Source organism: Archangium violaceum (assembly GCF_016887565.1).
Classification (GTDB): domain Bacteria; phylum Myxococcota; class Myxococcia; order Myxococcales; family Myxococcaceae; genus Archangium; species Archangium violaceum_B.
Genome location: NZ_CP069396.1, coordinates 88,437 through 106,511, shown reverse-complemented (window position 1 = coordinate 106,511; position 18,075 = coordinate 88,437). Strand labels below are relative to the sequence as shown.

17 protein-coding genes and 1 pseudogene are annotated in these 18,075 nt (G+C 65.9%); 11 read left to right on the top strand and 7 right to left on the bottom strand.

Annotated features, from left to right (window positions below; translation table 11 throughout):
• Positions 1-78: 78 nt before the first annotated feature.
• Positions 79-207: pseudogene (locus tag JRI60_RS00515) on the bottom strand (DNA polymerase III subunit delta'); the annotation flags it as partial.
• A 215-nt stretch (positions 208-422) separates the two neighbouring features.
• Here JRI60_RS00515 and JRI60_RS00510 point away from each other — a divergent pair.
• Both JRI60_RS00510 and JRI60_RS00505 read left to right on the top strand, forming a co-directional pair.
• Complete coding sequence (locus JRI60_RS00510) at positions 423-1,658, top strand: phosphoribosyltransferase-like protein (RefSeq protein ID WP_204223841.1); 1,236 nt, start codon at positions 423-425, stop codon at positions 1,656-1,658.
• A gap of 159 nt (positions 1,659-1,817) precedes the next feature.
• Complete coding sequence (locus JRI60_RS00505) at positions 1,818-2,984, top strand: reverse transcriptase family protein (RefSeq protein ID WP_343213385.1); 1,167 nt, start codon at positions 1,818-1,820, stop codon at positions 2,982-2,984.
• Between the two features lie 789 nt (positions 2,985-3,773).
• Here JRI60_RS00505 and JRI60_RS00500 read toward each other — a convergent pair.
• Positions 3,774-4,928: a PIN-like domain-containing protein gene (locus JRI60_RS00500; RefSeq protein ID WP_204223839.1), complete on the bottom strand. Its 1,155-nt coding sequence runs from the start codon at positions 4,926-4,928 to the stop codon at positions 3,774-3,776.
• A 404-nt stretch (positions 4,929-5,332) separates the two neighbouring features.
• Here JRI60_RS00500 and JRI60_RS00495 point away from each other — a divergent pair, with 404 nt between their 5' ends.
• The gene (locus JRI60_RS00495; protein WP_204223838.1) at positions 5,333-6,115 is read left to right on the top strand and encodes a ceramidase domain-containing protein; all 783 of its coding nucleotides are present in this window, start codon (positions 5,333-5,335) and stop codon (positions 6,113-6,115) included.
• Here the strand turns inward: JRI60_RS00495 and JRI60_RS00490 are convergent.
• Entirely contained in the window at positions 6,087-7,214 is a 1,128-nt protein-coding gene (locus JRI60_RS00490; RefSeq protein ID WP_204223837.1) for an FAD-dependent monooxygenase, read from the bottom strand. The genes JRI60_RS00495 and JRI60_RS00490 overlap by 29 nt on opposite strands.
• 223 nt (positions 7,215-7,437) lie before the next feature.
• On the opposite strand from JRI60_RS00490, the gene JRI60_RS00485 reads away from it, so the two are divergent.
• Together JRI60_RS00485 and JRI60_RS00480 are read left to right on the top strand one after the other, a co-directional pair.
• On the top strand, positions 7,438-8,415 hold the full coding sequence (locus JRI60_RS00485) for a TetR/AcrR family transcriptional regulator C-terminal domain-containing protein (RefSeq protein WP_239470256.1): 978 nt from the start codon (positions 7,438-7,440) through the stop codon (positions 8,413-8,415).
• Between the two features lie 76 nt (positions 8,416-8,491).
• Positions 8,492-11,521, top strand: a complete 3,030-nt coding sequence (locus JRI60_RS00480; RefSeq protein ID WP_204223835.1) for a DEAD/DEAH box helicase — start codon at positions 8,492-8,494, stop codon at positions 11,519-11,521.
• A gap of 11 nt (positions 11,522-11,532) precedes the next feature.
• Here the strand turns inward: JRI60_RS00480 and JRI60_RS00475 are convergent, their stop codons facing one another.
• Complete coding sequence (locus JRI60_RS00475; RefSeq protein WP_204223834.1) at positions 11,533-11,973, bottom strand: NADAR family protein; 441 nt, start codon at positions 11,971-11,973, stop codon at positions 11,533-11,535.
• A gap of 74 nt (positions 11,974-12,047) precedes the next feature.
• Positions 12,048-12,443 carry a DoxX family protein gene (locus tag JRI60_RS00470; RefSeq protein ID WP_204223833.1) on the bottom strand — a complete coding sequence of 132 codons (396 nt, stop codon included), beginning with the start codon at positions 12,441-12,443 and terminating at the stop codon, positions 12,048-12,050.
• Positions 12,444-12,618: 175 nt separating this feature from the next.
• On the opposite strand from JRI60_RS00470, the gene JRI60_RS00465 reads away from it, so the two are divergent.
• From JRI60_RS00465 to JRI60_RS00455, 3 genes are read left to right on the top strand one after another with little or no spacing between them, the layout of a single operon-like run.
• Positions 12,619-13,206 carry a HEAT repeat domain-containing protein gene (locus JRI60_RS00465; protein WP_204223832.1) on the top strand — a complete coding sequence of 196 codons (588 nt, stop codon included), beginning with the start codon at positions 12,619-12,621 and terminating at the stop codon, positions 13,204-13,206.
• A gap of 36 nt (positions 13,207-13,242) precedes the next feature.
• Positions 13,243-13,737: an SRPBCC family protein gene (locus tag JRI60_RS00460; protein ID WP_204223831.1), complete on the top strand. Its 495-nt coding sequence runs from the start codon at positions 13,243-13,245 to the stop codon at positions 13,735-13,737.
• 57 nt (positions 13,738-13,794) lie between these two features.
• Positions 13,795-14,052 (top strand): hypothetical protein, encoded by a 258-nt coding sequence (locus JRI60_RS00455; RefSeq protein WP_204223830.1) that lies wholly within the window; start codon positions 13,795-13,797, stop codon positions 14,050-14,052.
• A 24-nt stretch (positions 14,053-14,076) separates the two neighbouring features.
• On the opposite strand, the gene JRI60_RS00450 is transcribed toward JRI60_RS00455, so the two are convergent.
• On the bottom strand, positions 14,077-14,982 hold the full coding sequence (locus tag JRI60_RS00450; protein ID WP_204223829.1) for an SDR family NAD(P)-dependent oxidoreductase: 906 nt from the start codon (positions 14,980-14,982) through the stop codon (positions 14,077-14,079).
• A 117-nt stretch (positions 14,983-15,099) separates the two neighbouring features.
• On the opposite strand from JRI60_RS00450, the gene JRI60_RS00445 reads away from it, so the two are divergent.
• Together JRI60_RS00445 and JRI60_RS00440 are read left to right on the top strand one after the other, a co-directional pair.
• Entirely contained in the window at positions 15,100-15,684 is a 585-nt protein-coding gene (locus JRI60_RS00445) for a TetR/AcrR family transcriptional regulator (protein ID WP_204223828.1), read from the top strand.
• A gap of 141 nt (positions 15,685-15,825) precedes the next feature.
• On the top strand, positions 15,826-16,467 hold the full coding sequence (locus JRI60_RS00440) for a DUF1353 domain-containing protein (RefSeq protein ID WP_204223827.1): 642 nt from the start codon (positions 15,826-15,828) through the stop codon (positions 16,465-16,467).
• A 138-nt stretch (positions 16,468-16,605) separates the two neighbouring features.
• On the opposite strand, the gene JRI60_RS00435 is transcribed toward JRI60_RS00440, so the two are convergent.
• On the bottom strand, positions 16,606-17,232 hold the full coding sequence (locus tag JRI60_RS00435; RefSeq protein WP_204223826.1) for a hypothetical protein: 627 nt from the start codon (positions 17,230-17,232) through the stop codon (positions 16,606-16,608).
• A 91-nt stretch (positions 17,233-17,323) separates the two neighbouring features.
• Here JRI60_RS00435 and JRI60_RS00430 point away from each other — a divergent pair, with 91 nt between their 5' ends.
• Positions 17,324-18,073, top strand: coding sequence for a DUF2652 domain-containing protein (locus JRI60_RS00430; RefSeq protein ID WP_204223825.1), 750 nt, complete (start codon positions 17,324-17,326; stop codon positions 18,071-18,073).
• Positions 18,074-18,075: the final 2 nt, after the last annotated feature.

The window sequence follows — 18,075 nt, the reverse complement described above, 5'->3', positions numbered from 1 at the left end:
CCACCCTCCGCGGTGGGGTTCTCCGACACGCTCCTAGGCTCGCCTCTTGTGGCTTCGGCTCTGCCCCCGCTTGAGGGACGCGGCCAGTTCCTTGCCCACGCCCTCAAGGCCCGCGAACAGGTAGGCGTCGTGGACCGCGCCACCGCGAAGCGCCGCCTGGAGCGCTTCAATGGCGCGCGGCTGTCCGACGACCGATGCCAACGTCATGGCGCGTGTATCCCCGCGCATCCGGGACGCGTCAACTCCTCAGGGGGTAGAGAGCACGCGCCCCACGCCACGCGCCATGAACGGCCCGCACGGCGGAGCCCTTGCGCCGGCACGAGGCAGCTGACATCCACTGCGGACTCCAGCTCGACGGAAAGGGCTCAAGACAGCCGGTGTGTTATAGTTCGCCGCGAGTCTCAAGTCGGAGGAGCCGCTCCATGCCTCTTCTCGCAGAAGCAGAGCTGACCCAGAAGACCTTCGCCGAACACCCCTTCTGCCGCAAATGGATGATGAATCATTTTCCATCGAATCGGCTTGAGACGATCGTGCTCTTACTGAATAGCCTCCGGTTGGTCTCCCACACGGAGTTCGAGCGGTCCCTGATCGGATTGATCATCAAGACGGGAAATCAGCTCAAGGGGAAGATTGCTCTATACTGCGCACGAGAGCTTCCCTCCGGAATGAATTATTTTCCCGACGACATGGGCACTGCCCCCAGCGCCGTGACGCCAGGCAATGAAGTGGGAAGCGAAGGCCGTCTCGCCCATATCGCGAGAAACATTGCCCGCGAAGATCCCAAGAAATTCCTAAGCCATCCATCCGTGTCGGACCTCAGAAAGGTCAAGTGCCACGAGATCTTCATATTAGACGACCTGATTGGCTCAGGAGAGCGCATCGTGGAGTTCGCTGCCGCGCTCAATCGGGACCCACACCTGAAAAGCTGGATCTCCGGGCGTCTCGTTCGAATCACCGTGATTGCCTATTCTGTCTCCCGCCATGGAGAACAGGCCATCAGGCAAGGCGTCAAGGGGCTGGGTGAAATCAAATTCGAATGCAGGCCCTCGGCAGGCAGCGTGTGGTGGTCTCAAGAAAAGCGTCAAGAGGTCCTGGAGCTGTGTCGCACCTTCGGACGGCGCACGAAGCATCCAGACGCTTCCCTGGGGTACAAGGACTCCTTTAGTTTGATTGTCTTCGAGCACGGATGTCCAGACAATGTGCCGTGCATCTTGTGGTCCACCGGGAATTGGTCCGCCCTCTTCAAGCATCGATCCATCCCAATAGAACTCTCTGACTGCTTCGATCTCAAGCTCTCATCCAGAAACACTAGGCTCGGCTTGGCCTTCCTGGGACAGACCCAGTTGGCTGGCAGTTCCTGGATCAAGGGAGCGGGTTCTGATACACAAGCCATTGTCCTCGTCCTCGCCGCCGTGAGCAAGAAGCTGCGGAACCTAGCGAGGATGAGCGAATACACGGGCCTCTCCAACACTCAATGCGAGCAGTCGATCAAACGCGGAATTCAGTATGGCCTCTTGACGCCAGGACCCTATCTGACCCCCTTGGGCCTGGAGGAGCTCAGGCGGCTCAAGGCCACTGAAAAATCGCAGAGGGACGTTGCGGAGGCGGGAGAGCCGTTCTACTATCCACATGCGTTGAGGGGGCCAGGTGCGATCTAGTGCTTGTCGTCGGCAGTGCTGGCGACTTCCAACTGAGGCTCGGATTCCCGAGCCTCGTGGGTGGAGCGAAGTCTTGTCCCAATGGCGCATCGACCCGGTTACAGCCCCTCGTTGCCTCGGACCGTGTCGATGCGTCACCGCGCAGGTGCGTCAAAGTAGATGAGTCCCTGGCCCCCTCACGTTTACCGTCGTCAGGGTCTTGCGAAGGGTGTTTCCCCCGCCCTGATCGATACCGCCCTTGCCCAAGCGCATTCGCTGCAAAACAAGAACTACCCAGCCATTCTCACGTTGAACCACCTAGCCGCGCGAACCGAAGTTAGCTTCGAGTACCTCCGCGACGTGGTCTCCCGGCGTATTGATGCATACCGGGTATTCAATCTAAGGAAGCAGAGCACCGGGTACAGGGAGATCTGCATCCCAGCCGCCCCCCTCCTGTGGGTTCAGCAGTGGATCCACTCGAACATCCTCGTGAGGACCAAGCAGCATCCCGCGAGCTTCGCATATGCGCCCGGAAGCTCGACACGGGACTGCGCCCGTATCCATTGTGGCGCTCGCTGGATGATCAAGCTCGACATCCAGTCGTTTTTCGAGTCCATCTCCGAGATACAGGTCTACAACGTATTTCATTCCATTGGCTATGGTCCGCTCGTGGCTTTCGAGCTCTCACGTCTATGCACACGGCGCTCCAGTTCTGGATTGGAACGATATAAAGCACGGAACTGGCGAAGCCATGGACATGGCCGCTACATTGGAAAGGGCAGATACTCCATCAACACCTATCGCAGAGTACTGATGGGTCATCTACCCCAGGGGGCACCGACAAGTCCGATCCTATCGAATCTGGCCGTGGTTGACCTCGATGAGAAACTCCGTCGGCTCGCGGCGCGAGAGGGCATGAGCTATTCACGCTACTCCGACGACCTCGTCTTCTCTACGGCCCGCGATGATTTTTCCCGCAAGATCGCGGCGAGCATCATCGGCGAAGTGTATCGAGAGCTCTCTCGGCGGGGCTTTGATCCCAACCGCAACAAGGCGGTGGTTTCCCCTCCCGGTGCTCGCAAGATTGTATTGGGGCTGGTCGTGGATGGGGACTCGCCTAGGCTGCCAAAGGAGTTCAAGGAGCGCCTTCGCCAACACTTGTATTATTTGAACAAGTATGGGGTCGCGAATCATGCCCAGAAACAAGGGTTCAAATCGCTCTTTTCCATGAAGCGACATATCGAAGGACTTGCTTTCTATGCTTTGCACATCGAGAAGTCCTTCGGCGAGGAAGTCTTGAATCGACTAGCGGCGATAGACTGGCCCCCGCTCGCCTCCAGTTCGTGATCTCCACGCTCCCGGGCCCGACCAGTGCCCGGGGTCTTGTTCCGATCACATGCTCCCCCAAACAGGTGCGGATGAGGCGAGCGTGGCGGCCAGCACGGAGCCGATGAAGGAGAGGCGGCCGCGAGTGGCTTTCGCGGAGCTGCTGAGGAGGACGTTCGATTTCGACGTGTTGGTCTGCGTGAGGTGTGGAGGCAGGCGGCGGGTTCTGGCGGGCAGTGAAGGGAGCGCGAGGAGTGCGAGCGATTTTCGAGCACCTGGGATTGCCCACTGCAGGTGCGAGCCTGGCCCCGGCTCAAGCGCCACATAAGGCCGCGTGGTGTTGAGGCTTACGCCACCACAGCCCACAGGCCCAGGCCCCCTGCGCCCCTGAGCAGCCCCTGCTGGCAGCATGGCCAGGGCCCATGTGTGCCCCAAGCGGGCTGCACGCTGAGTGCACCAGAATGGCGCACTTCTCTTGGGCTCCCGTCAGCAGCCCTCCCCTACCTCACTGCTCCAACCCCCTGCCCTCTTTTCTCTTATGCGCCTGACATTCCAGAGACTTGGAGCGCGCACCAAGCGGACGGTTCCTGGGTTCGCGAACGGACTCGGCACGGTTCCTACTTCGCCTTACACATGACTCGAAGAGCGGGCGACCCTGACGGCGCGTCGGACCAGAATGAAGAGTAGTTGCAGCAGGCACAGCGTGGGTGACGGCAGCCCCAAGGGCCTGACGAAGCACGGGAGGGCTGAGCCGAACGCCGCCCAAATATCAATCCATGACCGCCTCGCGATAACGCGCTCCCAGCTCACCTACCCATCAGAAGACTCGTCGAATAGGGCGAGTATCTTGTCCTCTATTGCAGCATCCACGTTCATGGCGTTGTCAATTGCGTTGACAATAAAAGCGAGGCGCTCTCTGCTTTCCTGGAGTCGCCCCATGCGTTTCATCTCCTTGGTCAAACTCGGCGAACGAGGAGCGCCTTCCAGAACCGCAATCTGCTTAACGAGGTCCTCCTTTTCTTTTTCATGGTCTTCTATAAAAGACTGAATCTCTGCACGCTGGCTGCCAAGTCGAGCAATCTCTTCAACACGCTCACGAGCAAGGACTCGCTGTTCCTGCTCGTGCTCCTTGATATCCTTGACCACCTCCGCTGGAACAGGCTGGCCAAGGTATTTACCGGCGAGTTCAAGGAAGTTCGACAACGTGTACATGTAGAAGCGTTGCTGGGCCTCGCTCCACATCTCCTGCCCGAGTTCGGGGCGAGGGCCATGTGTGCGCCCCTGGAAGGACAACCACCAATCTTCCTTCTGGTCGTCGGTAACCAGGATGATGGGGCACTGCGTCTCCTTCGCGCGGTCCAATAGCTTGAACCAGATGAGCGCGTCACCTCCGGCGAGGTCATCGTCCTTCTTGCTCTCGAAATCCTTGTAGCCAGGAGGTGTCTTTTTCTCGGCGCGGCCCTTCGCCTCCTTGAGCTTGCTGCTGCGCACGTCCCCAGAGTACGGCTCGCCAATCCGCCCACGAAGGAGGGATGCGAGCTCGATGCTCTCCTCGTCATCGAGCGAGACACTGCGGCTGCTGTCCCGGGCCTTCGTGACTTGCTCGGCAAGCTGGTCGAGCCCCGTCGTCAGAGCCTCGGCGTCGAGAAACGGGTGCTCGCGCAGGTCGCGCGACTTCAACTGCTCCTTGAGCTTCGTCAGCCCCTCGAGGAACGGCGTGCAGTTGTCTACGAGACTGTGTGCCACCTTGAGCTTGTTGCGCTGGTACTCGGCGGCGATCTCATACGGAAGCCAGAGCCGCTCCCGCAGCTTCTTGAACGTGTCGAGGATGGCCCTCCGGGTCTTCTTGTTCCTCCGGTGGACGTGGAGCAGGACGTTCGTGTCGAAGACGAACGTGGCCCTCTTCCAGAGGTCGTCGAACTCTTCCTGGGTCGGACGATAGTAGCCGGGGAACAGTTCCTTCATAGCCCCACAGTAGCTAGCAGCAAAAGGGCCCGGCTCCAAAATGGAGGCCGGGCCCTTGGTGTTTCAGGAGGGGCAGCAGTCAAGCTGGAGGCGGGCACCTGCACCAGCGCAGCCTTCACCATCCGGCCCCACGTCCACAACCCCGAGGCGCCGGCGGCAGTGAGCAGTGGCCCAGCACCACCGACAGGGACAGAGGCTTGCCAGCTCTCAGGGTGGCGAACAGGAAGAGGCAGACGGCCACTACCAGCGACAAGGCCACGCCGGCCACGTCAGAGGCCGCTCCCCCAAACAGGTGCGGAGAAGGCGAGCGTGGCGCCTGATGCAGCGGCCAGGAAGAAGCCGAGTAGGTATCAAACACCTCATACAGTTCTCAGGAGAGCGTACCGGCGCGACCACCGCCGGGGATGAACGGTAGAGTCGAGGGGATGAACGGCCTGGCGGCTCCCGAGCGGTTGTTCTCTCCGGGCTGCCCCTGGTGGGACCTGCGCACCACCTGGGGAGCACCCAACGTGAAGTGGTGCGAGGCCACGCTCTGCGCCTGGGTGAACGAGCCCGCCAATGCCTGGTCCAACGTGGCCTACCTCGCGGTGGCGCTGGGGTGTCTCTGGCGGTGGTCCACCACGCGCAACCTCGCGCAGTGGCGCTTCGCGTGGACGACGCTGCTCGTGGGCGTGCTCTCCTTCGCCTTCCACGCGACGAACAACTTCGGCACGCAGATTCTGGATTTCGTGGGCATGTACGTGCTCGTCTTCCTGCTGCTCACGCTGAATCTGCACCGGCTGGAGTGGATTCCCCCCTCGCGCGTGGTGCCCCTGCACGCGGGCCTGACGGTGGGCAGCCTCCTGCTCCTGCTGGTGCTCAGGGCCACCGGGCTGCCGTATCAGTTCATCGTGCTGGCCGCGGTGCTGCTCATCGTGGGGACGGAGCTCGTCCTCTCCCGGCGCGCGGGTCCGCGGTCGAGTCACCGGGACTTCTGGTGGGCGGTGGGGCTGATGGCCGTGGCGGCCGCGTGCTCGGTGGCGGATGTGTCGCGGCGCTGGTGCGACCCGGACAATCACTGGCTCCAGGGACACGCGGCCTGGCATGTCGCGAGCGCACTCGCGTTGCTGTTCGCCGCGCGGCACTACGCGCGAGTGGAGGAGGACACGGTCTCCCGCCTCAGCAGGACGGATACGTCTCGAGAGTGATGGCGTTGGCCGCGCGCTGCAGCACCTCCGTGGACGGCCGCTGCCCCCGGTTCTCCGTCGCGAGCTTCTGGTTGTGTTCGACGTATCCGCGCATTCGCTGTTCGTACTGGGCGAACGCGGTGCGGTGCTCGCCAGCCGCCGCGGCGAGCTCTCCGGCCAGCACGTAGGCGCCCACCATCGCCATGCTCGTTCCCTGGCCCGACATGGGCGAGCCGCAGTAGCCGGCGTCCCCGAGCAGCGCCGTCCGCCCGTTCCACCAACGGTCCATGTGAATCTGGCTCATCGAGTCGAAGTAGAAGTCGGACGCCTCCCACATGGCCTTCAGCAGCCGGGGCGTCTCCCAGCCCATGTCCGCGAAGCGGTCGGCCACGAGCTGCTTCTGCTGGCGGATGTCGTGGCGGTCGAAATCCAGCGGCGGCGATTCGAAGCCGAGCATGGCCCTCGCCTCGGTGTTGCGCCGTGCGCTGTAGACGCCGGCCATCTTCCCCGGTGTCTGGTGGAACACCTGCCAGTGGTCCAGGCCCAGGTGGTTGGCGGTGCTGAAGATCGCCAGGTAGATGCCCAGGTGCCGGATGTATCGGGACTCCTCGCCAAAGGCCAACGCGCGCACGTTGGAGTGCAGCCCGTCGGCGCCGATCACCAGGTCGAAGGTCCGGGTCTGGCCACGCGCGAAGGTGACCTGGACCCCCTCTTCGTCCTGGGTGAGGGAGGTGATGGAGTCGCCGAAGCGGTATTCGACGTCATGCCGGGTCGCCTCGTGGAGGATGCGCGTCAGGTCGTCGCGCATGAGCTCGACGTCGTCGCTGTCGATGGCCCCACCCGTCAGGGTCTCCTCGGTGGTGGACATCAGTTGATTGCCCTCGCCGTCGACGAATGACATTCCCCGCATCCGGGTGTGCGCCCCCCGGACCTCGCTCAGCAGCCCCATCCGTTCGGTGACGGTGAGCGCCACCCCTCGGACGTCGATCGCCTGACCACCTTCGCGCGGTGCCGGCGCCCGCTCCACCACGGTGGGATGGAAGCCGTGGCGGTTCAGCCAGTACGCCAGCGTGGGCCCGGCGATGCTCGCTCCGGAAATGAGGATGTTCTGGTTCTTCATCGGGGATCTCCTGGGTGGGTCGGGGTGGTGGGTACACCGTACGCAATCAATGCGTACACCGTACGCACCGACGCTACTCAATCTAAAGGCCCACCAACTCCAGTGCAATCCGTAGGTTGCATCTGGGTATTTCAGCGCAAGCTGTACTAGGACACCGGAGGCTCCTGTGCCCTGGAGATGGCCGCTGTACTAGTACAGAATGGCGTGGATGAAGGAGGTGCTGGTGAACCGAGCCGAGGAACGACCCGACCCGCCCTACGTCCGAATCGTCACCGAGCTCCGGCGCCGCATCGCGGCCGGCGAGCTGCGCGCCGGAGACCGGGTGCCCTCGAACCGGCAGCTCGCGAAGGAATGGGGCGTGGCGCTCGCGACCGCGACCAAGGCGTTGGCCACGCTGCGCCAGGAGGGCCTGGTTCGAGCCGTCCCCCGTGTCGGCACCGTGGTCGCCCCATCCGAGCCCCCATCCGCGCCTCCAGCCGAGCCCTCACCGCGTCCCTCCCGGCGCCGCGCGGACCCGGACTCCACGCAGGAGCTGACGCGCGAGCGCATCGTGCGCGCCGCACTCGGCATCGCCGATGCCCAGGGGCTCGCGGCGTTGTCCATGCGCAGTGTCGCCGCCAGGCTCGGCGTCCCCACCATGTCGCTGTACCGCCACGTGCCCGGCAAGGACGAGCTGGTCCTCCTGATGGCGGACGCCGTGTTCGCCGAAGCCGAGCTCCCCCGGGAGCCTCCGCCGGGCTGGCGGGCGCAGCTGGAGCTGGTGATGCGGCTGCAATGGTCGCTCTACAACCGGCACCCGTGGCTCGCGCGGGCGCTCTCCATCACCCGGCCGCAGCTCATCCCGAGTGGCATGGCCCACACGGAATGGGCGCTGCGCGCGGTGGATGGCCTCGGTCTCGACCTGAACACGATGCTGCTCGTGCACATCATGGTGCTCGGCTACGTGCGAGGAGTCGCCATCGAGCTGGAAGCGGAGGCCGAGGCACAAGCCGAGACCGGCCTGACCAGCGATGAATGGATTCAATCCCTGGACGCGATGATGGCGGAAATCCTCGCGTCGGGACGCTACCCGATGCTCGCCCGTCTCAGCGCGGAGCCCGACATGAAGTCCGATGTCGACACGCTCTTCGAGTTCGGCATGCGGCGGATGCTCGACGGCCTCGCCGTGTTGCTCGATGCCCCTCGGAACCCGGGGCGATGACCCCCAGGCGCGGGCCCTTGCCGGCCGGGTCCCTTTTTTGCGCGGGGACCGCCACGGGGATAGGTAGACGGTCCTCATGTCTGTGACCGCGGAGCTGCTCGAAACCGTCCGGGGGGAAGCGCGCCCGGATACCTGGTCCGCCGGCATGGGCCTTGCCCGCGCGGGCGCCGTCTCGGTGCAGTCCGTCGGTGAAGAAGAGGCCGTGCTGCGAGTGCGTGCCACGGGCCGTCCGGCGCCCCTGACCACCGTGCTCTACCCGGAGGACGACATCTGGGAGTGCGACTGCCGGGGCCGGGTGGACCCCTGCGAGCACGTGGTGGCGGCGGCCATCATCCTCCACCAGACGGTGACCCAGCGCGCCGCCGCGCCGCGCGCCCCAGCACCACGAGCCCCCGCGCCGCGCGCCCCCTCCCCTGCCCCCGCGCCCCAGGCCGTCCCGCGCCCCAGTGGTGCCGCGCCGAAGCCGGAGCGCATGGTGTACCGCTTCAAGCGCGTGGACGGAGGGCTTCAGCTCGAACGCCTGCTGGTGCGTCCGGACAACACCGCGCGGCTGCTGGCGCGCAGCCTGGCCTCCGTGCTCACCAATCCCGTGGAGGCGGCCCGCATCCAGGTGGAGCCGTGCGACCTGATCGTGGACAAGTTGTTGATGAAGCCCACGCGGGGCGCGCTCCCTCCCGAGCGGCTCGACGCGCTCCTGCGCGCGCTGGAGCCCGCGCGCACCGTGCTCTTCGACGGCAACCTGGTGTCCGTCTCGAGCGAGCCCCTCCTTCCGCGCGTCACCGTGGAGGACCGTGGCGAGCAGACGGTGCTCAAGGTGGAGAAGGACCCGCGCGTCACCGAGGTGGTGACCCCCGGGGTGGTGGTGTGTGGAGGCTCGCTGTGCCGGCTCGGCGAACAGGCCCTCACCGGCGCGCGGCTGGAGAAGCTGCCACAGGAGCGCGTCTTCGCTCCCGACCAGATGGGAGAGCTCACCGGGAAGGTGCTGCCGGACTTCGCGCGGCGCATGCCGGTGGACGTGAAGAGCCGGCGGCTGCCGCCCATCGACCGCACGCTCGTGCCGCGCATCTCCCTGGAGCTGGACCAGCTGGACTCGGGTCTGTCGGTGCTGCCCACGCTGGTGTACGGCTCGCCGCCCTCGGTGCGCATCGACAACGGGCGCATGGTGTACCTGAAGGGCGCGGTGCCCGTGCGCGACGAGCCCGCCGAGCAGAAGCTCATCCACCAGCTGCGCGACGAGCTGAACATGGTGCCCGGCCGGCGTGTGACGGTGCAGGGCAAGGAGGCGGTGCAGCTCGCCGACAAGCTGCGGCGCTGGCGCGGCGGCCTCACCGGGGACGCGGCGCGCGTGGTGAGCCCCAACGTGCAGCTGCGTCCCACGCTCTCGGTGGACGCGGGCGCCACGGCCTCCGGCGTGCCCCAGGTGGGCTTCTCGTTCGAGTTCCAGGTGGAGGGAGCGGGACCGGGCGCGCCGCGCTCGGTGGACGCGGGCGCGGTGATGCGCGCGTGGGAAGAGGGACTGGGCCTGGTGCCACTGGAGGGCGGAGGCTGGGCGCCGCTGCCCACCGCGTGGCTGAAGACGCACGGCCAGCGCGTGGCGGACCTGCTGGCCGCGCGCGGAGCGGACGGGCGGCTGGCCAACCACGCCATCCCCCAGCTCACCGGACTGTGCGACGCGCTGGAGCACCCTCCCCCGCCCGGGCTGGAGCGGCTGGCGCCGCTGGTGCAGGGCTTCGAGAAGCTGCCGGACGTGCGGCCACCGAAGGACCTCACCGCGACGCTGCGCCCCTACCAGCTGCAGGGCGTCAGCTGGCTCACCTTCCTGCGGCAGGCGGGCCTGGGCGGCGTGCTCGCGGACGACATGGGTCTGGGCAAGACGCTGCAGACCATCTGCACGCTCGGGCCGGGGACGCTGGTGGTGGCGCCCACGAGCGTGCTGCCCAACTGGGAGGCGGAGGTGAAGCGCTTCCGTCCCTCGCTGAAGGTGTCCGTCTACCACGGCCCCGGCCGGGCCCTGGACGAGACGGCCGACGTGACACTCACCACGTACGCGCTGCTGCGCCTGGACGCGGAGGTGCTCGGGGCGAAGGAGTGGGACACGGTGGTGCTGGACGAGGCCCAGGCCATCAAGAACCCCGACAGCCAGGTGGCGCGAGCGGCGTACGGATTGCGCGCCAACTTCCGGGTGGCGCTGAGCGGCACGCCCATCGAGAACCGGCTCGAGGAGCTCTGGAGCCTGATGCACTTCACCAACCGGGGACTGCTCGGAGGGCGCAAGGAGTTCGAGGAGCGGTGGTCGAGGCCCGTCTCGGACAACCAGAAGGGAGCGGCCGAGCAGCTGCGCGCGCGCATCCGTCCCTTCGTGCTGCGCAGGCTCAAGCGGGACGTGGCGCCCGAGCTGCCGCCGCGCACCGAGTCGGTGCGGCACGTCACGCTCAACGAGCGGGAGCGCGCCGTCTATGACGCGGTGTACGCGGCGACGCGCGAGGAGGTGGTGTCGCAGCTCGAGGAGGGCGGCAGCGTGCTCAAGGCGCTGGAGGCGCTGCTGCGGCTGAGACAGGCGGCGTGCCACCCGGCGCTGGTGCCGGGGCAGCAGGCGAAGACGTCCTCCAAGGTGCAGGCGCTGATAGAAGCGCTCGGCACGGCGGTGGAGGACGGGCACAAGGCGCTCATCTTCTCGCAGTGGACGTCCATGTTGGACCTCATCGAGCCGGAGCTGAAAGAGGCGGGCATCGGGTTCATCCGGCTCGACGGCGGCACGAGCAACCGTGGCGCGGTGGCCGAGTCGTTCCAGGACCCGAAGGGCCCACCGGTGATGTTGATTTCGCTCAAGGCGGGAGCCACGGGACTGAACCTCACGGCGGCGGATCACGTCTTCCTGGTGGACCCGTGGTGGAATCCGTCCGTGGAGGCGCAGGCGGCGGACCGTGCGCACCGCATCGGCCAGCAGCGGCCGGTGATGGTGTACCGGCTGGTGTCCCAGGGCACGGTGGAGGAGAAGATCCTCACCCTGCAGGAGAAGAAGCGCGCGCTCTTCGAGTCCGCGCTCGGTGGCGCCTCCGGGGCCGCGGCCATCACCCGGGCCGACCTCATGCAGCTGCTCGACTGACGGGCCCGGGTTCAACCGCGCAGCCGGGCACGAACCTCCATGAGGATCCGCCCGAGCCGGTTCTTGCCGGTGCCCGTCGAACCACAGCCCCAGTAGTGGTCCTGGGTGGTCTTCTCGATGAGCACCTCCTCGCCGGTGGACAGCAGTACCGCGCGGGCGTCGGCGTGCGTCTCGAACTTGGCGAGGACGGCCCGGCGCATGACGTCATCCTTCACCGACTCCCAATCCCGGCGCAGGGGATGCTTGCGGCTGCGGCCGAGACGCGCGGCGATCATCGGGCTGGAGGCCGTGCGAATCCGCTCCGCGTACGCCTCATCGGTCCCGGCGAACTTCTGGGCCTGGAAGTAGTGCTCGGTGGTGGGCCAGCGCTTTCCCTCCAGGGAGATGGGATGCGCGGAGAAGTTGGAGAAGCAGCCGTAGTCATCCTGGACCGAATAGAACTCGATGGGCATGTCAGGCACTCCCTGATGGTGTCACCTATACACTGAGGTGGAAGGGATTTCCTGACGCGCCGTTGACCGCCACGTCATCTGGACCGGCGGTCCAGGCTCCACATGCCCGCGCCGCGACAGGCGATGTAGAGGAACAGCACGGCGTACAGCAGCGCCAGCTCGCCCTTGTTCACCCCGGGCAGGAAGTTCGCGCCAAAGGCGAGCTTCCAGTGGAACTGGATGTAGGCGACGGCCATGGTCCCGCTCGCCAGGAAGGCGGCCCAGCGCGTGAAGAACCCCACCGCGATGGCGAGGCCGCAGACGAGCTCGATCACCCCACCGAACCAGAGCTGGCTTCCGACCGGCGGCTGGAACTCCGACAGGACGCCGAAGATCTTCTGAACGCCGTGGAAGGCGAACATGAGGCCCGCGACGATCCGAAGGAAGGCGTAGCTGGCGTTGGCCCTGGGTTCCAGAACACGAGTGAGCATGAGCAATCCCCTGTAACCGCGTGACCACCTGCGGGGACTGCTCTTAAGGCGTCCCAGACATCGCGTCCACCTGTCGGACAACGTGTCATGTCCACTCCGCGCTCCACGTCACTCCGGAGAACACTTCACCTGACAGTCTCCGGGTCGTGCGGACCCGGCGAAGGAGCGTGTACGGATGGCGAGGTTCCAACGGCGGTTGCGCCATGGGGATGCGACACGGTTGGCGATGCTCGAACGAGCCCTCCGGGGCGGAGACGCCACCTTGAGTCCCCAGGAAGCCGCGGACCAGCTCGCACGCTACCGGGAAGGAATGCGGCTGCTGGTCCGGATCGTCACCTCGCCAGGAGCCCCCGAGCTTCGCGAGGCCGCGGTGTACGGGTTCGTGTTCGCGAACATCTCTTCGCGGCACCTCGTGCTCCTGCGACGCGTGTTCGCGAACCTGGACGAGGCGCCGGTGGTCCGGGCCCAGGCCGCCGAAGCCCTGGGCTGGCACCTTTCCGGATTCAGGCACCGATGGCAGCGCCGCTACCGGCACATCATCGATTCACTGATGCGCGGGCTCGATGACCCGGCACCCGAAGTGCGCTTCTGGAGCATCTACGCGTTGGCCTGCCAGAATGATGCGCGGATACTGCCCAGGCTTCGGGTCATCGCGGCCACCGACACGGCCTCCTGCCGTGGCATGTGGACGCTACGGCAGGAGGCACTGTGGGCGATCCATCGGCTCGAGTCCGACCACGACTACGACCCCCGAACGCTCTGACTCCGGAGCGCCTGGGGAGGTACTGTCGCGGGCACCATGACTGAAACCGCGCTCGACCCCTCCACGCTCCCGCTGAAGACGCCCGCTCCGGACGCCCAGGTGCGGCGCTTCACCGAGACGCTCCCGACGACGCTCCCGCCCGAGAGCCTCTGGGCGGAGCTCACGCGCGCGCTGCTGAGCTCGCGGGATGCGGTGCTCTGGGCCAACGACGTGTCCACCGTGAGCACGCTGCGGCCTCCGCTCGCCGAGGGCTCGGTGCTCGCCGAGCAGATCCAGCCAGGAGGCGCGGTGCTGCACTACCGCCTGGTGCGTTTCGAGCCCCCGCGCTTGCTGGAGTACGCATCCCTGCAGAGCCACCACCTGGCGGGCGGAGCCGTCGTGTCCGTCGAGCACTCCGCGGGCACGACCACGCTGCGGTGGCAGGGTGAGTACCGTGGCACGGAGCCGCAGCTCGCTCTGTTGGACCGCTTCCGCGCGGCCTTCTTCGCCAGTCTCGCCACTCAATTGCGACGGCTGGAGGCCGCACGCTAGGCAATGCCACACCACACCGCGTATGGTTCGTCCTCCAAGCAAAACCGGAGGAACAACATGCGACGACTGGTGTGTGCCGTGGCGATCTCGATGGGGATGCTGATGGGCTGCGGCGGGAGCACCGACATGGACACGCCGGACACGCTCGACACCGTGGAGCAGGGGCTGGCCTGCCGGTACCCGGACATGTACTGCCCCTCGGGGACGATCTGTGTCGACGAGGAGCTCTGCCGGAAGCCGTGTCCCTCGAGCGGGTACTGTGCCAGCGGGTATGCGTGCCGGATCTCCGATTACGGCACCCCGTACTGCATCTGACGCGCTCCGGTCGGCCGGGGCGTCCTACACCCGAGCCCCGGCGTCCGTGCCACGCAAGGTGTCCGGGACGGCGTGCGCATTGGTGCGCGCCACGAACTCCCGCTCATGGATGGCGCGCACCATCTCCAGCACCTTCCGGCCCTGCTCGGCGAACCCGAGCTCCGCCACCTTGCCATTCGACACGTAGGCGCCCGACGGTATCCCGCTCGCGCCCAGGGCCGCGTCGTACAGACGCGAGGCACCTCGGCTGGGAGGCGGGAAGAACAGCCGGACGAGCGGCTTCATATAGAAGGGAAACCCTGACGTCTTCCCGCTTCGCAGGGTGTTGTTGGGTCCGGGGTCCACGCCCAGGAGCTTGATTCCCTCGGCGGCGAGTTGCGGAGCGAGCTCCCGGGTCCACAGGGTCATCGCCAGTTTGGTCGTCGAATACGGACCGAAGAGTTTCTTGAAGGCCACTGGACGCTCCAGCGTGTCGGGATCGAATCGCCTGGTGGTCCTGAAGACGTTGCTGGAGGTGTTGATGACGGTCTTCGACGCCCCCCTCCGCAGGTGCTCCTTCAGCTCCATGATGAGGATGTAGGGCACGACCGTCTGCACCTCGAAGTGCAACTCACGCCCCTGCTTGGAGAAGCTGAGTGACTCGAAGCTTCCGCCCGCGTTGTTGAACAGCACATCGATCTTCTCTTCCGTGGCCTTGAGCTGCCCCAGCGCCAGCTTCAGGCTGTCGAAGTCGGTGAGGTCGGCCCGGTAGACGCGAAGCTGCTTCCGGCCCTGGGACGCCTGGAGCAGGGCATCGCCCTCGGGGAAGCCGGAGCGGTTCAGCGCGATGACCTGCCAGCCCTCGGAGAGCAACCTGCGGGTCAATTCGAGCCCGATGCCAGAGCTCGCCCCCGTGATGAGCGCGGTCCGACCGTGTCCTTCTGTCTTCATGGCGACCTCCTCCACAAGAAAACGGATGACGCATCCGCTTCGGGACGAGATATACGGAGGGCGAAACGGATACGCAATCCATTCGGACGGAACCATCCGGTTTGTTAGGATGGAGCCATGAAGAAACGGGAGGAGCCGCCGCGAGAAGAGGGCCCGCTGCGCGCGGATGCGGCCCGCAACCGCGAGCGCGTGTTGGCGGTGGCCCGCGAGCTGCTGGCCAGTGGCGACGCATCCCTGCAGATGAACCAGATAGCGCGAGCGGCGGGAGTGGGAGTCGGGACGGTGTACCGCCACTTCCCCACGCGCCAGGACCTGCTCGAGGCGCTGGTGAACGAGCACCTCCAGGCGCTGCTGGACCAGGCACGGGCGGCGGAGGAGGCCGAGGATGCGCGGCTCGGCCTGAGGCGCTTCCTGCGCGCGGTGCTGGACCTGCTACTGGCCGACGTGGGCCTGGCGGAGGTGCTCAACGCGCAGCGGGACGCACACACGCAAACGTCACGACTGAAGGCCGAGCTGTTCGCGGCGAACGACCGATTGCTGAAGCGGGCCCACCGGGCCGGGCTCGTGCGGGCCGAGATAGGCGCCGACGACATCCAGAGGCTGATGTGCGGCATCGAGCACGCCGTGCGCATCGGAGAGGACCGGCGGGCACTGGCCGAGCGCTACCTGACCATCCTGCTGGACGGCCTGCGACCCGCTTGAGCAGCGAACTCGAGCCGTCAGGCCGCGTACGAGCCCCCTGGCAGCTCTCGCCGCTCCCGACGACACCGATTTCAGCGCGCGCGCTATGATACGTGAGGCATTCTGGCTCGCGCTGCAGATCCCCTGTTGGGAGGGTGGAAGATGAAAACGTCCACGTTTCATTTACATTGCCTGGTGGTCTTCCTCGTCGTTGGCTCCGGATGTGCCTCGATCAGACCTGTACCCGTCGAGCCATTCGCCGATGGTCACGACTGGGTGGTGCTTAGAGATGTAGAGTACCGGATTGGCAATACCCGTGAGGTCATCGTGGTTCCCGCGGGCTTCGTTACTGATTTCGCCAGTGTTCCTCGTTCGTTCTGGGCTGTATATGCTCCATTTGGTCAGTATCAATGGGCAGCGGTTGTGCACGATTATCTGTATTGGACTCAGGGGTGTTCCCGAGACCAGGCGGATCTGATCATGCGCCTTGCAATGGCCGAGAATGGGGTATCGCCTGTGACTCGGGAGGCCATCTTCCGCAGCGTGCAGCTTGGTGGCGAGGGCGCCTGGAAGGAAAACGCAGCAGCCAAAGCCTCAGGACAAGTCCGGTTTGTTCCACTGAAAAAGACGCAAGATGGGCCAGAGCCGCTCGTGCCTATCGAAGTGAACGACAACTGGACGACATACCGGGAGAAACTCCGGAAGCTCGGCGTGGCCGTGCCTCCAAACGGAACAACTCCGTCAGTGACTCCTCCTGGTTATTGCGCTGCCGTAGAGGCTGAAGTCCGAGCGCGAGGGTTGTGAAGAGAAGCCCCTCCACGCAGCGGCAAGGAGCCTGAACGGAGTCAAACGCTTCGAGCGGGGACACTGGGCGTTGGTGGCAGATGTACCAACGCCCGAGCGATGAGGCTCGAAGTCTCGGGGGGGAGGCGAACGCTCGGGTCAGCGTGCGCCCGGCTGCAGCACGACGACCTCGCTCAGGTTGTTGCCGTAGACCGACATGCCGCTGAACTGCCGGTAGTTGAAGATGCCGCCGTCGCGCACGATGCCCACATCGCTGCCGCGCGAGCCCCCGCCGTAGGCCCACCCAGCCGGGTGCCGGGTCTGGAACACCACCGAGCCCTCGGGGATCTGCCCGTCGCGCGCGGCGGCCATGTACGCATCGCCCGAGAGCACCTGCGCCTGCACGGTTCCGTAGGGACTGGTGATGGCCCGCTGCGTCGCGCCGGGGATGGCCGCCGAATGCCAGTGCCCGCTCTGGAGCATCTGCACCATCATCCCGCGCGGGTTGTTGCCATCCTGACTCGTGGTGCTCGGCAAGCCCTGCAGGCCCGCGCGCTGGAGGTTGGCGCGCACGGTGGTGACGCAGGTGTGATCCCTTCCGGGAAGGAGCTGCGCGGCATTGATGGCATCGAGCCCCGGATTGCCAGTCTCGAAGGTGTCACGCGAGTGCAGTTGCACGCGCTGCGGCGTGGCCTCCGCCTGTGCCGTCTGGACGGGCTCCGGCTGCTGGCGGGCGGGCTGGGTCGACTGGATGCGGGGCGTGTTGCTACCAGAGACGCGAGTCATGCGATCCTCGGGGAACTGGACCTGAGATGATTCTCGACACCAGCGAGGAAGAGTTGCTGGACTTCCGGAACGGTGTCAAACACCACCCACCATGGCAACCCGGCGCGCCCTGCTCCTCATCGCGGATATCGGCGGATACACGCGCTTCCTGAAGACGCACGCCATCAACCTGGCCCATGCCCATGACATGGTGACGCAGTTGCTGGAGGCGGTGATCGACGGCGCGGCCTCGCCGCTCGAGCTGGCCAAGCTGGAGGGCGACGCGGCCTTCTTCTACGCCCCGCTGTCCGAGGACTCCCGGGTGGACGTGGCCCCGGTGGTGAAAGCCATCCACGAGGCCTTCGAGCGGCGCAAGGAGCTGCTGCGCATCGACCGGACATGCACCTGCGAGGGCTGCACCCAGGTGGAGCAGCTCACCCTCAAGTTCGTCGTGCACCAGGGCGAGGTGGCCCTCCAGCGGGTGAAGCACTTCACCGAGCTGGGCGGCGTGGACGTCATCGTCGTCCACCGGATGCTGAAGAACGCGGTGCCCATCCGCGAGTACGTGCTGATGACGGAGACGCTGGCCGGCCAGCTCGCGCCCGAGCTGCGGGAGCGGGCGCTGTCCATCCAGGAGGAGCTCGAGGGCCTGGGCCGGTACACGCTGCGCTACGTGGCGCTGGACGCACTGGCGCCGTCGCGGGCCCTGTCGCTCCAGCCGTCGTCCCTGAGGCGGGTGGTGGCCTGGACGCGGATGACGTGGCGCTCGCTGCCGTACATGCTGAAGCTCAAGAAGCCCTGTGCCGGCTTCCGCAACTTCGACGTGCGTGGCGAGAGCGTGGCCGGCGCCCTCCCGCCCTGACA